At 65.8% G+C, this 12,406-nt stretch carries 12 protein-coding genes and 5 pseudogenes; 12 read left to right on the top strand and 5 right to left on the bottom strand.

The annotated features are described in order from the left end of the window. Positions 1–65: 65 nt before the first annotated feature. Positions 66–596, bottom strand: coding sequence for a ubiquinol-cytochrome c reductase iron-sulfur subunit (petA, locus tag AS156_RS17335; RefSeq protein ID WP_066506584.1), 531 nt, complete (start codon positions 594–596; stop codon positions 66–68). A 277-nt stretch (positions 597–873) separates the two neighbouring features. Between petA and AS156_RS17330 the strand changes: the two genes are divergently transcribed. From AS156_RS17330 to AS156_RS17305, 7 genes and pseudogenes are all read left to right on the top strand, one after another. Beyond that, positions 874–1,338: a tRNA (cytidine(34)-2'-O)-methyltransferase gene (locus AS156_RS17330; protein WP_066506581.1), complete on the top strand. Its 465-nt coding sequence runs from the start codon at positions 874–876 to the stop codon at positions 1,336–1,338. 10 nt (positions 1,339–1,348) lie between these two features. Further along, positions 1,349–1,591 (top strand): annotated as a pseudogene (locus tag AS156_RS44500) (radical SAM family protein); the annotation flags it as partial. Between the two features lie 4 nt (positions 1,592–1,595). Then, positions 1,596–1,973: pseudogene (locus AS156_RS44495) on the top strand (7-carboxy-7-deazaguanine synthase QueE); the annotation flags it as partial. 123 nt (positions 1,974–2,096) lie between these two features. Further along, positions 2,097–2,462 carry a 6-pyruvoyl trahydropterin synthase family protein gene (locus AS156_RS17320; protein WP_066506667.1) on the top strand — a complete coding sequence of 122 codons (366 nt, stop codon included), beginning with the start codon at positions 2,097–2,099 and terminating at the stop codon, positions 2,460–2,462. Positions 2,463–2,464: 2 nt separating this feature from the next. Then, a complete protein-coding gene (gene hemF, locus AS156_RS17315) occupies positions 2,465–3,361 on the top strand; it encodes an oxygen-dependent coproporphyrinogen oxidase (protein WP_201456050.1) in 897 nt (298 codons plus the stop codon). Then, positions 3,352–4,092 (top strand): HAD family hydrolase, encoded by a 741-nt coding sequence (locus AS156_RS17310; RefSeq protein ID WP_066506578.1) that lies wholly within the window; start codon positions 3,352–3,354, stop codon positions 4,090–4,092. The genes hemF and AS156_RS17310 overlap by 10 nt, the downstream gene beginning before the upstream one ends. A gap of 113 nt (positions 4,093–4,205) precedes the next feature. Then, entirely contained in the window at positions 4,206–4,478 is a 273-nt protein-coding gene (locus AS156_RS17305; protein ID WP_066506576.1) for a YodC family protein, read from the top strand. A gap of 57 nt (positions 4,479–4,535) precedes the next feature. Here AS156_RS17305 and AS156_RS17300 read toward each other — a convergent pair whose 3' ends face one another. From AS156_RS17300 to AS156_RS17285, 4 genes are read right to left on the bottom strand one after another with little or no spacing between them, the layout of a single operon-like run. After that, positions 4,536–5,792, bottom strand: coding sequence for a CCA tRNA nucleotidyltransferase (locus AS156_RS17300; RefSeq protein WP_066506572.1), 1,257 nt, complete (start codon positions 5,790–5,792; stop codon positions 4,536–4,538). Beyond that, positions 5,789–6,052, bottom strand: a complete 264-nt coding sequence (locus tag AS156_RS17295; RefSeq protein ID WP_066506570.1) for a DUF6111 family protein — start codon at positions 6,050–6,052, stop codon at positions 5,789–5,791. The genes AS156_RS17300 and AS156_RS17295 overlap by 4 nt, the downstream gene beginning before the upstream one ends. After that, positions 6,049–6,684 carry a CoA pyrophosphatase gene (locus tag AS156_RS17290; protein ID WP_430641797.1) on the bottom strand — a complete coding sequence of 212 codons (636 nt, stop codon included), beginning with the start codon at positions 6,682–6,684 and terminating at the stop codon, positions 6,049–6,051. The genes AS156_RS17295 and AS156_RS17290 overlap by 4 nt, the downstream gene beginning before the upstream one ends. 32 nt (positions 6,685–6,716) lie before the next feature. Continuing rightward, positions 6,717–7,358, bottom strand: coding sequence for a DUF1285 domain-containing protein (locus AS156_RS17285; protein WP_066506559.1), 642 nt, complete (start codon positions 7,356–7,358; stop codon positions 6,717–6,719). Between the two features lie 242 nt (positions 7,359–7,600). Here AS156_RS17285 and AS156_RS17280 point away from each other — a divergent pair, with 242 nt between their 5' ends. From AS156_RS17280 to AS156_RS17275, 5 genes and pseudogenes are all read left to right on the top strand, one after another. Further along, on the top strand, positions 7,601–8,605 hold the full coding sequence (locus AS156_RS17280) for an AAA family ATPase (RefSeq protein ID WP_066506557.1): 1,005 nt from the start codon (positions 7,601–7,603) through the stop codon (positions 8,603–8,605). Then, positions 8,605–9,441: pseudogene (locus AS156_RS40750) on the top strand (DUF58 domain-containing protein); the annotation flags it as partial. The gene AS156_RS17280 and the pseudogene AS156_RS40750, both read left to right, overlap by 1 nt. 3 nt (positions 9,442–9,444) lie before the next feature. Continuing rightward, positions 9,445–9,547, top strand: a pseudogene (locus AS156_RS44490) (DUF58 domain-containing protein); the annotation flags it as partial. After that, a pseudogene (locus AS156_RS44485) lies at positions 9,547–9,745 on the top strand (BatA domain-containing protein); the annotation flags it as partial. The pseudogenes AS156_RS44490 and AS156_RS44485, both read left to right, overlap by 1 nt. Before the next feature lies 1 nt (position 9,746). Then, positions 9,747–12,351: DUF4159 domain-containing protein (locus AS156_RS17275; RefSeq protein WP_245312890.1), on the top strand; the 2,605-nt coding region annotated here is incomplete at its 5' end. Positions 12,352–12,406: the final 55 nt, after the last annotated feature.

Genomic DNA, 12,406 nt, shown 5'->3' with positions numbered 1-12,406 from the left:
ATCCTGAAGAAGAAAAACGACGCGATGGGTCCAAGTCGAGGCCGAAGCCCGGAGAGCTCCGGGACTTAGCCAATCTGGATTTTGGTGTCGGAAACGAAGGTATAGGGCGGCACCGCCAGGTTAGCGGGCGCGGGTCCCTGCCGGATGCGACCGGACGAATCGTACTGCGAGCCGTGGCAGGGGCAGAAGAAGCCGTCGTAATTGCCCTCATGGGCGATCGGGATGCAGCCGAGATGGGTGCAGATGCCGATCACGACCAGCCACTGATCATGGCCAGCCTTGACGCGGGCCGAGTCGGCCTCCGGGTCCTTCAGGCTCGAGAGCGGCGCCTGCTGGGCCTCCTCGATCTGCTTCTTGGTGCGATGGCTGATGTAGATCGGCTTGCCGCGCCAGAAGACCTTGATGTCCTGGCCCTCGGCGACAGGCGTCAGGTCGACCTCGATCGGCGCGCCGGCCGCGATCGTGGCGGCGTCCGGGTTCATCTGGTTGACCAGCGGCCAGACGGTGGCAGCTGCACCGACGACGGCGGCAGCTCCGGTTGCAACAAAAAGGAAATCACGGCGTGTCGGATGATCCGCCGAAGACGCTGTCGTCACGTTTCCAAGCCCTTTCTTATCCGCAGCCGGTGGAACCGCCCCGGAGACGCAGAACGCGCCCAGGAAAGGCTGCCGGCGCCCGCGGCCCCCGCGGCGGCAGAAAACTGCCAATCCCGCACCCCAAACGGCGGAACAGCAGTCCAGAATCGTTCTATTGGCACCCTTGCCGGACGAGCGCAAGCCCGCTATCGGCTCGCGAGCGTGCAATGCACGAAATCCGCGCCAAGCGATGTTTTATTGAGACAATTTCATCCTGAGGTCACAGGTCGCCAGCAACATGCAGATCGCGCTGTTCCAGCCCGATATCCCGCAGAATACAGGGACGATTCTTCGTCTTTGCGCCTGCCTGGACGTGTCAGCCCATATCATCGAACCGGCGGGCTTCGACACGTCGGACCGGCATTTCCGCCGGGCCGGCATGGACTATCTTGATCAAGTCAGGTTGAAGCGCCACGACTCATGGTCAAAATTCGAAGAATGGCGTACCGAGGCAGGGTGTCGGCTGATCCTGTTCACGACCAAGGCGGCGAAATCCTACCTTGATTTCGCGTATACCGCCTCCGATGTGCTGCTGTTCGGGCGCGAGTCCGCTGGCGTCACCGACGCGGTCGTGGCCGCCGCGGATGCGCGGCTGGTGATTCCGATCAAACCGTCCTTGCGCTCGCTCAATGTGGCCGTCTCGGCTGCCATGGCAGTGGGAGAGGCGCTGCGCCAGACCGGTTCGGCAACGTCGGTAACTTAAGGGATTTTTGGTGAGCTACGCGGTCAAGGAGATCTTTCTGACCCTGCAGGGCGAAGGCGCCCATGCGGGCCGCGCATCCGTGTTCTGCCGCTTTGCCGGCTGCAACCTGTGGAGCGGCCGGGAACAGGACCGCGCCGGCGCGGTCTGCCGGTTCTGCGACACCGATTTTGTCGGCACCGACGGCACCCTGGGCGGCCGCTATGCAACCGCCGAAGAGCTCGCCGACACCATCGCCGGGCAATGGACCGGCGGGNNNNTACGTGGTGCTGACCGGCGGCGAGCCGCTGCTGCAGGTCGATGCGGCCCTGATCGAGGCCCTGCACGGGCGTGGCTTTACGATCGCAATCGAGACCAACGGCACCATCGCGCCGCCGGACGGGCTCGACTGGATCTGTGTCAGCCCCAAGGCAGCCGCCGAGCTCGTGGTGCGCAAGGGGCACGAGCTGAAACTGGTCTACCCGCAAGCCGAGAATGCCCCGGAGGATTTCGCGGGCCTGTCCTTCGAGCGCTTCTCGCTGCAGCCGATGGACGGCCCCGACGTGATCGAGAACACCGCGCGCGCGATTGACTATTGCCTCAAGCACCCACAATGGCGGCTCAGTGTGCAGACGCACAAGGCGATCGGGATCAGATGAACCGGAGCGTTTTCGTGCGAAGTGAATGCCGTCAAGAAAACACGACCAAACAAAAGATAAGAGCATGATCCGCTTTGATCGGATCACGCTCTCAACTCTGACAGAACTGGACTGTTGAACGAGATGTGGGAATTGACGAAATCGTTCCGATTCGAGGCTGCGCATGCGCTGTCCGGAACGACTCTAGGAAGCGGCAGCGAGGAGATCCACGGCCACTCCTTTCGCGCCGAGGTCACCGTGCGCGGCACTCAGGATCCGAAGACCGGAATGGTGGTCGACCTCGGCCTGCTCGAACGCAGCATGGCCGAGGTGCAGAAGACGCTCGACCACAAGTTCCTGAACAAGATCGAGGCGATCGGGTTGCCGACGCTGGAAAACCTCTCACGCTTCATCTGGGAACGGTTGCAGCACGCCGGGACGCTGGCACGGGTCAGCGTCCATCGCGACAGCTGCAACGAGAGCTGCACCTATTTCGGACCGCAGGATTAGCCATGTTGCCCACAGACCCTGCCATCATCGAGGATCGCAAGGCGCGCGCGCGACGCTGGTTCGAGGCGTTGCGCGATGACATCTGCGCGGCCATCGAGCGGCTCGAGGACGATGCTCCCGCCGCGCTCTATCCGGGCAGCGCCGGCCGGTTCGCGCGGACGCCCTGGGACCGTACCGACCATTCCGGCAAGCCCGGCGGCGGCGGCGTGATGTCGATCATGAAGGGCCGGCTGTTCGAGAAAGTCGGTGTGCACTGCTCGACCGTGCATGGCGAATTCGCTCCTGAATTCCGCGCGCAGATTCCCGGCGCCGCCGATGATCCCCGCTTCTGGGCGTCCGGCATTTCGCTGATCGCGCATTTGCGCAATCCGCACGTGCCCGCGGTGCACATGAACACCCGCTTCGTCGTCACGACCAAGGCATGGTTCGGCGGCGGCGCCGACCTGACGCCGGTGCTGAACCGGCGGCGCACCCAAGAGGATCCCGACACGATCGCCTTCCATGCCGCGATGAAGGAAGCGTGCAGCGGACCGAACGGCGTCGCCGACTACGACAAGTACAAGAAGTGGTGCGACGAGTATTTCTACCTGCCACACCGCAAGGAAGCCCGCGGCATCGGCGGCATCTTCTACGACTGGCACGACAGCGGCGACTGGGAGGCCGACCTCGTCTTCACCCAGGACGTCGGGCGCAGCTTCGCGAAGATCTATCCCGAGCTGGTGCGGCGCAACTTCGCGACCGCCTGGACCGCGGAGGATCGCGACGAGCAATTGATTCGCCGCGGGCGCTATGTCGAATTCAACCTGCTCTACGACCGCGGCACCATCTTCGGCCTGAAGACCGGCGGCAACGTGGACTCGATCCTGTCGTCGCTGCCGCCGGAGGTGAAATGGCCGTGACGAGCCTGCCGCGTGCGATGCTGATCGACATGGATGACACCATCCTGTCGGCCTATGGTCGCCCCGAAATCGCGTGGAACAAGATCGCCACTGAATTCGCCGACGAACTCGCTCCCCTGCTCCCTGACCAGGTCGCGACCGCGCTGCTCGCATCCGCGCGGCAATTCTGGTCGACGGCGGAGCCGATCTGGCGGATCAGGCTCGGCGAAGCGCGGCGCCTGACCGTGAAGGGCGGTTTCGACGCGCTCGCGGCCGCCGGCCATCGCGCATTGCCTGATGATCTCGCGCATCGCATCGCCGATCGATTCACGACGTATCGCGAAGAGGAAATGTTCGTCTTCCCCGGCGCGCATGAGGCGATCGATGCGCTGAAGGCGCATGGCGTCAAGCTCGCGCTGGTCACCAACGGCAACGCCGACATGCAGCGCGCCAAGGTCGAGCGCTTCGCGCTGGGCCACCGCTTCGATCACATCCAGATCGAGGGCGAGCACGGCTTCGGCAAGCCGGAGGAGCGTGCCTATCTGCACGCGATGGAGGCGCTCGGCGTCACTGCTCCTGACACCTGGATGGTCGGCGACAATCTGGAATGGGAAGTCGTGGCGCCACAGCGGCTTGGCATCTACGCGATCTGGATGGACGTGCATGGCGAGGGCCTGCCGTCGGGATCGACGGTGAAGCCCGACCGCATCATCCGCTCGCTGACCGAGTTGCTGCCTGCCGCGCGCAAATAGCGCCGCACCGGTTGTTTTCACAGCAAATCGACTGGACGCGGCGTCGGCCGTGATCGGACTGTCATGACCGCTCGATAGCCTGCCGTTCGCGTTATCAAGCGCGGAGGGAAATCATGGAACTGAAACCAGGCGACGTCGTCATGCTGAAATCCGGCGGCCATCCGATCACGGTGGTGGAAGTCGAGGACGACAAGGTCGAGTGCCTCTGGATGGGGACCGACGGCGATCTGTTTCGCGAAACGTTGCCACTCGTGGCGCTCGAATCGACCGAACTCGATCCTGAAGACGCCGAAGAAGAGGATGACGAGGACGAGGAAGAGGAAGAGGACGACGAGGATGAAGACGAAGACGACGACGGCCGCAAGAAGAAGCGCAAGGCCGCCTAGCATGTCCGCGCGCGATGCTGCCTGGCACGCCGCCGGCAGCATCGTCTCGCCGGCAACTCAGAGCCGGTGATCGCGGGTGAAGCGGGAAACCGTCTGGTCGGCGATGCCAGACAGCACCTTCGGATCCAGCGGAAAGTCTGCGGCAAGCCAGGCATCCTCGGCCAGGGTCAGCACATGCCCGAGCGCCGGCCCCTCGGCGATTCCCCGCGCAATGAAATCCAACGCCCGCAAGGGAAAGTGAGGCGCGCGCCAGCGCTGCGGCAGCGTGACGAGCGCATGCCATTGATCGTCATCGCGGCCGACGCCGCTCCGCGCCCAGGCCAGCAAAAGCCGATCGCGATAAGGTTGCTCGTCGAGCCGGTAGAGCCTGCGCTTGGCATGCGCCTCATCCATGCCGGGCAGCCGCCACCAGCGATGGCCCATCGAGTCGAGCGCCTTGGCCTCGACGTTCGACAGCCTGAGCCTGCTTGCGATACGCCGCGCGTCTTCGGTCACGGCAACCGTCAGCGCGGCGAGCCTGCGCACCGCGCTTGGCGCGAGCCCCATCAGCTTCTCGATCTCGATCATCGCCGCGAACGGCCCGGTATAGGCGATGCCGCCGAACAGCGGCAGCAGCAGGCCGCCATCGGCCATCGCGACAACCGCGGGCGCGGCCCCGTTCGCGACCACGAGCTTGAGCATCTCCATGCGGATGCGCTCGGCCGATAGGCCGGCAAGTCCGGCGCGACCGTCGATGCAGGCGAGATAGCCGGCGCGGTCGACCTCGCCGGCGCCATAGGCCGCGTGGAAGCGGAAGAAGCGCAGGATGCGCAGATAGTCTTCCGCGATCCGCTGCGCGGGATCGCCGATGAAACGCACGCGCCTGGCTTCGATATCGGCGAGCCCGCCGACATGATCGTGCACGACGCCCGCAGCATCCACCGACAGGCCGTTGATGGTGAAGTCGCGCCGCTCGGCATCGCGCACCCAGTCGCGGCCGAACGTCACCTTCGCCTTGCGGCCATAGGTCTCGGTGTCCTCGCGCAGCGTCGTCACCTCGAAGGGCTGGCCCTCGACAACCAAGGTGACCGTGCCGTGTTCGATGCCGGTCGGCACGCTCTTGATGCCGGCCTGCTTGGCGCGGCGGACCACTTCGTTGGGCAGCGCGGTCGTGGCGATGTCGATGTCGCCGAGCGGAATCCGCATCAAGGCATTGCGGACGGCGCCGCCGATCACGCGTGCCTCCTCGCCGTCGGCGTTGAGCAGGCCGAGCACGCGCGCCGCCGGACCGGAGGCGAGCCATGGCGCGTCGGACAGCAGGCGCACCTCGCTCATCTCTCAACTCCCGGCACCAGCCTGCCATTCTCGATATGGGCAGGAACGTAGGTCGAGTTCGGCGGCGCGCCGGTATACTCCGCGAGCAGGATGAAGCTCACGATGACAAGCACCAACGCCGCCAGCGTCAGCTTCGCCAGCCTGCCGAGTGCCCATGACGCCGGCAGCGTCACGCCGGCACGCGTCGCGACGAGGAAGATGGCATAGACCGCGAACGGGATCAGGAAGATTCCGACCTCGGTCAACACCGTTCGGATCATGACAGATAAATCCGCTCATACAACACGCGCAGTATGCCCGCGGTCGCGCCCCAGATGTAGCGCTCCGCGAACGGCATCGCGTAATAGGAACGATCGATGCCGCGGAATTCCTTGGTGTGTATCTGGTGATTTTCCGGATTCATCAGGAACGCGAGCGGCACTTCGAAGGCATCGACGACCTCGGCCTCGTTGATCTCTAGTGTGAAGCCCGGCTTCACCTTTGCGACCGTCGGCAGGATGCGAAAGCCGAACGCGGTGCCGTAGAGGTCGAGATAGCCGACCGGCTCGATGAAGTTGCGCTTGAGCCCGACCTCTTCGCAGGCCTCGCGCAGCGCCGCATCGAGCGGCGAGGCATCGGTGGCGTCGATCTTGCCGCCCGGAAACGAAATCTGGCCAGCATGGCTCGACAGATGCGGCGAGCGCTGCGTCAACAGCACCGTCGGCTCGGGATGATCGACCACCGGGATCAGCACCGCGGCAGGCCGCACCGGCTGCTCCCTCGCGACGATCTCGAGCATGCGATCGTTGCCGGAATCTCCCGTGCGCGGAATGATATGTGGATCGACAAGGCCCGGCGGCACCTCAAAATCGAGCCGCGCGCGGGCCCGCGCAAAGAATTCGGCCGAGTTGATCGTCGCCGGCTTCGCCCTCAGCAACGGCTCGTTCAAAGTGCGTCCCTCACCTGCTTCGCATCTGCCATCGCGAAGAACTCGCCCCCGGACTCGACGCCGAACATTTGTTCACCATCGACCATCCGCTCCTCACCCATGTCAACCAGATCGTAATAGAGCGCACGGGTAACCTTGGCCCAAAGATCGGCGCGGACATGCAGATAGGGCGTCAGCCCGCCATCCGCGGCGGCCTCGAATCGGAGGCCGTGGCCTTTTTCGCAATCGACCCAATCGTCGACATTGGTGCGGAACCTGAGCAGGCGACCGCGGTTGTCTTCCTGCTTTTGCATTTCGACGGCAAGGAAGGGCGCGTCATCGACGCGGATGCCGACCTTCTCCACCGGCGTCACAAGAAAGTGCTTGCCGTCCTCGCGCTTCAGGATGGTGGAAAACAGCCGCACCAGTGCCGGGCGGCCGATCGGTGTTCCCATGTAGAACCAGGTGCCATCGCCTGCGATTCGCATGTCGAGGTCGCCACAGAACGGAGGATTCCACAGATGCACCGGCGGCAATCCCTTGCGCCCCGCCGGATTCGATGTCGCAGCTTGATTGGCCGCAGCGGTGATGCCTTCGAGACCCTTGCCTTCGAGGCCCGTGGTTTCGCGGCCCTGCTCGGTCTGCCCTTGCTTCGCCATTGTTTGCCTTAAAGTTTCCTACCTTCAATCCGGCACGATTGGTGCTCATGTCCTGATGCACATGTCTTGAGATGTGATCGGGATGACATTCTCGCCACATCGTGATGCCGTTCATACCCTGAAATACCGATAAGGTGGGGATAGTTTAATTCAACGAATACATGGCCTTCGTGCAGGTTTAGCATGAGGGCCATGATATGAGGACGCGGGAATGCGCGCGTCGTCAAGAAGGAGCGGACGGAATGGCCGGAGCAGATAGCGTCGAGAAACTGGAGGATGTGATCGTCCGTTCGGCCGAGCAGGTCGCGGGCCAGATTCGCGCCGCCAAGGAAGCGGTGTCCACCGTCATTTTCGGCCAGGACCAGGTGATCGACAACACCCTGGTGACGATCCTGTCCGGCGGACATGCGCTGCTGATCGGAGTGCCCGGCCTTGCAAAGACCAAGCTGGTCGAGACGCTCGGCATCACGCTCGGGCTCGACGCCAAGCGTATCCAGTTCACGCCGGACCTGATGCCGTCGGACATTCTCGGCGCCGAGGTGCTGGACGAGAGCTCGGCCGGCAAGCGCTCGTTCCGCTTCATCTCGGGTCCTGTCTTCGCGCAGCTCCTGATGGCCGACGAGATCAACCGCGCCAGCCCGCGTACCCAGTCGGCGCTGCTGCAAGCCATGCAGGAACAGCACATCACCGTTGCCGGTGCGCGGCATGACCTGCCGAAGCCGTTCCACGTGCTCGCGACACAGAACCCGCTGGAGCAGGAAGGCACCTATCCGCTGCCCGAGGCGCAACTCGATCGCTTCCTGATGGAAATCGATGTCGACTATCCCGATCGCGACGCCGAGCGGCGCATCCTGTTCGAGACCACCGGCGCCGAGGAAACGCTCGCCAAGCCGGCGATGGATGCGGAGACGCTGATCGCTGCGCAACGGCTGATACGCCGCCTGCCGGTCGGCGATTCCGTGGTCGAGGCGATCCTGTCGCTGGTCCGCGCCGCGCGCCCCGGCCCCGAGGGCGGCGAAGCCGGCAAGCTGATCGCCTGGGGACCGGGTCCCCGCGCCAGCCAGTCGCTGATGCTGGCGGTGCGCGCCCGTGCGCTGCTCGACGGGCGGCTCGCGCCCTCAATCGACGACGTGCTCGATCTCGCCGAGCCTGTGCTCAAGCACCGCATGGCGCTGACCTTCTCAGCGCGCGCCGAGGGCCGCACCATTCCTGACGTGATCAAGCAATTGAAGACGCGGATCGGTTGATGGCCGCAGACAACAGGCACCTGAACGAGGAGATACTGGCGGTCCGACGTGCAGATGGCGAAAGCCGAACGCTCGCCGCGTCGCTGCCGCGCCTGGTGCTTGAGGCTCGCCGCATCGCCGCCAACGTGATCCACGGTCTGCACGGCCGCCGCCGCGCCGGCGCCGGCGAAAGCTTCTGGCAGTATCGCCGCTTCGTCTCCGGCGAGCCGGCGCAGCGCGTCGACTGGCGCCGCTCCGGCCGTGACGACCATCTCTATGTCCGGGAGCAGGAGTGGGAGGCCGCGCACACCGTGTGGATCTGGCCCGACCGCTCGCCCTCGATGGCCTTTGCCTCACGCGGTGCGCGTGACAGCAAGCTCGAGCGCGGCCTGATCGTCGCCTTCGCGCTGGCCGAGCTTCTGGTCTCCGGCGGCGAGCGCGTCGGCATTCCCGGCCTGATGAACCCGACGGCGAGCCGCGCCGTGATCGACAAGATGGCGGAGGCGATGCTGCACGACGACAAGACGCGCGCGAGCCTGCCGCCCTCTTTCGTGCCGTCATCGCTCGCCGAGATCGTGGTGCTGTCGGATTTCTGGTCGCCGCTGCAGGAGATCAAGACCATGCTAGCCGGGCTCGCCTCATCCGGCGCGCATGGCACACTGATCCAGGTCGTCGATCCCGCGGAAGAGACCTTCCCCTATTCGGGCCGCGTCGAGTTCGTCGAGCCTGAAGGCGGCGGCGTGATCACCGCGGGCCGCGCCGAAAGCTGGACCACCGACTACGTCGCGCGCGTCGCGCTGCATCGCGACCAGATCCGCGGCGAGACCAACCGGCTCGACTGGCTGTTTTCGACCCACNNNCACGAGCCGCTCCGCCGCCGAGCTGCTCCTGTTCCTGCATGCCGGTATGATGGCGAGCAAAAGCGGCGGACGCTCGATCGTCAAGGCGGGACGAAGCGCATGATCGCGGGCCTCCCCCTCTCCTTTGCCGAACCGATGCTGCTGCTCGGGCTGGTCAGCCTACCCGTGCTGTGGTGGCTGCTTCGCGTGATGCCGCCGCGACCGCGGCGCATCGAATTCCCGCCGACGCGACTGCTGTTCGACATCTCGCCGAAGGAGGAGACGCCCTCGCGCACGCCGTGGTGGCTGACACTGCTGCGGCNGCTTGCCGCCGCCGCGCTGGTCATCCTCGCCGCCGCCGGCCCGATTTGGAATCCGCAAACCGGAATTGCCGCCAGCAAGTCACCGCTCGTGATCCTGCTCGACGACGGCTGGAGCGCCGCCTCGAGCTGGGATGCGCGGATCAAGGCTGCGGACGAGCTGATTGCCGATGCCGAGAGCGACCGCCGCGGCGTGGCGCTGGTGCCGCTGTCGGAGCCCGCGCGCGACATCACGCTGATGCCGGCCGGCGCCGCCCGTGTCGCACTGCGCCAGCTCGCACCAAAACCCTACTCGATCGATCGGGTCGACACCCTTGCGACGCTCGGACGCTTCCTCAAGACGACAGGCGATTGCGACATCGCCTGGCTGTCCGATGGCGTCGACACCGGCCGCGGCACCGAATTCGCCGAAGGCCTCGGCAAGGTGATCGAGAACCGCAACCTGACGATCTTCGAAGGCGGCGCGCCGCCCGCGCAGGCACTGGTCGCGGCCGAGAACGCGGCCGCCAAGATGACCGTGAAGGTGTTGCGCACCGAGGGCGGGATCGCCGGCGGCACCGTGCGTGCGCTCGACGCCAAGGGCTCGCCGATCGGCGAGGCTCACTACACCTTCGGCCCGCAGGAACGCGACACCGAAGCCTCCTTCGATCTTCCGGTGGAGTTGCGCAACGACATCGCCCGGCTCGAAATCGCCGGCGAGCGATCCGCAGGCGCGGTCCAACTTCTCGACAAGCGCTGGCGCCGCCGCGCGATCGGCGTGGTCTCGGGATCGAGCACGGATACCTCGCAGCCGCTGCTCGCCTCGACCTTCTATCTCTCCCGTGCGCTGCAGCCGTTCGCCGATGTCCGGCTGGGCGATCGCGGCGCGCCGCAGCAGGTGATCGCACAGTTCCTCGATCAACGGCTGCCGATGATCGTGATGGCCGATGTCGGCACGCTGTCGCCGGAGATTCGCGACCGGCTCAACGCCTGGATCGAGCAAGGCGGCGTGCTGGTGCGCTTCGCCGGCCCCCGTCTCGCGCAGGCCGATGACGATCTCGTTCCCGTCAAGCTGCGCCGCGGCGGCCGCACTCTCGGCGGCAGCCTGACCTGGGAGAAGCCGCAGCATATGGCCTCGTTCGCAGCCGACGGCCCGTTCGCTGGATTGAATGTGCCCAAGGATGTCACCGTGAGCAGGCAGGTGCTGGCCGAGCCCGATGCCGTGCTCGCGACCAAGAGCTGGGCCTCGCTGGAGGATGGCACGCCGCTCGTCACCGGCGAACATCGCGGCAAGGGCGTGATCAGCCTGTTCCATGTCGGTGCCGACATGCGCTGGTCGGACTTGCCGATGTCCGGCACCTTCGTCGAGATGCTGCGGCGGCTGGTCGACATGTCCGGCTACACCTCGAAGCCCGGCCCCGGCGTTGCGGCCGATCCCAAGGCCGAGACGGTGGCGCCGCTGCGGACGCTCGACGGTTTCGGCGCGTTCGGCCCGCCGCCCTCGACCGCCAAGCCGATCTCGGCGGATTATCGCGACCGCGCCACGGCGGAGCATCCGCCCGGTCTCTACGGCCCGGCCGACGGTCCGGTCGCGATCAACACGCTCGCCTCCTCCGACCGCATCGCGCCGCTCGACACATCGAGCCTGCACGCGCGGCGTGCGAGCTACACCAACACCGAGCCGCGTGACCTGCGCGGCATCATGCTGTCGTCGGCGCTCGCGCTGTTCCTGATCGATGCGATCGTGGTGGCGATGCTCGGCGCCGGCCTTGCCGCCGTGCTGCGGCGGCGCACAGCGCCCGTGGTGCTTGCCTTCGCGTTCATGCTCGTGGCGATGGCGCCCTCGGCGACGCGCGCCGAGAACGGCGACGACTTCGCCATCAAGGCGACGTCGCAAACCCGGCTCGCCTATGTCGTCACCGGGAATGCCGACGTCGATTCCATCGTCAAGGCCGGGATGTCCGGGCTGACGCTGTTCCTGGCGCAGCGCACCGCGCTGGAGGCCGGCGATCCCGTGGGAATCGATCCTGCGCATGATGAGCTCGCTTTCTTCCCGCTGATCTACTGGCCGATCGTGCCGGGCGCGCCGAAGCCGCCGCAGGACGCCATCAACAAGATCGACGCCTACATGAAGCAAGGCGGCACCGTCCTGTTCGACACCCGCGACGCCATCGAGGCGCCGCCGGGCGACAACGGCTCATCGCAGACGCCGGGCATGCAGACGTTGCGCGAATTGCTGTCCACGCTCGACGTCCCCGAACTCGAGCCGGTGCCGCGCGATCACGTGCTGACCAAGACGTTCTACCTGCTGCGCGATTTCCCCGGGCGCTTCAACACCGGCCAGACCTGGGTCGAGGCGCTGCCGCGCGAGGGCGACGACGAGGCGACGCAGCGCCCGGCACGCGGCGGTGACGGCGTCTCGCCGATCATCATCACCTCGAACGATCTCGCCGGCGCCTGGGCAATCCGCACCGACGGCCAGCCGATGCTGCCGCTGACACCGGGCGAGCCGCGCCAACGCGAATTCGCCTTCCGCGCCGGGGTCAACATCGTGATGTACACGCTGACCGGCAACTACAAGGCCGACCAGGTGCACGCACCTGCCCTCATCGAGCGGCTGGGCCAATGACAAATCCGAGACCGATCCCAACCAGAGCCGCCATGGCCGGGCTTGTCCCGGCCAT

This window comes from Bradyrhizobium macuxiense (assembly GCF_001542415.1).
Lineage (GTDB): Bacteria > Pseudomonadota > Alphaproteobacteria > Rhizobiales > Xanthobacteraceae > Bradyrhizobium > Bradyrhizobium macuxiense.
Note: the sequence above shows the minus strand (reverse complement) of the source record. Positions and strands in the feature narration are given on the sequence as shown.

Bases quoted from the DNA above. Each gene is read 5' to 3' on its own strand.
- AS156_RS17330 (WP_066506581.1), top strand. From the start codon at position 874: ATGCAGATCGCGCTGTTCCAGCCCGATATCCCGCAGAATACAGGGACG.
- AS156_RS17320 (WP_066506667.1), top strand. From the start codon at position 2,097: ATGTGGGAATTGACGAAATCGTTCCGATTCGAGGCTGCGCATGCGCTG.
- hemF (WP_201456050.1), top strand. From the start codon at position 2,465: ATGTTGCCCACAGACCCTGCCATCATCGAGGATCGCAAGGCGCGCGCG.
- AS156_RS17310 (WP_066506578.1), top strand. From the start codon at position 3,352: ATGGCCGTGACGAGCCTGCCGCGTGCGATGCTGATCGACATGGATGAC.
- AS156_RS17305 (WP_066506576.1), top strand. From the start codon at position 4,206: ATGGAACTGAAACCAGGCGACGTCGTCATGCTGAAATCCGGCGGCCAT.
- AS156_RS17300 (WP_066506572.1), bottom strand. From the start codon at position 5,792: ATGAGCGAGGTGCGCCTGCTGTCCGACGCGCCATGGCTCGCCTCCGGT.
- AS156_RS17295 (WP_066506570.1), bottom strand. From the start codon at position 6,052: ATGATCCGAACGGTGTTGACCGAGGTCGGAATCTTCCTGATCCCGTTC.
- AS156_RS17285 (WP_066506559.1), bottom strand. From the start codon at position 7,358: ATGGCGAAGCAAGGGCAGACCGAGCAGGGCCGCGAAACCACGGGCCTC.
- AS156_RS17280 (WP_066506557.1), top strand. From the start codon at position 7,601: ATGGCCGGAGCAGATAGCGTCGAGAAACTGGAGGATGTGATCGTCCGT.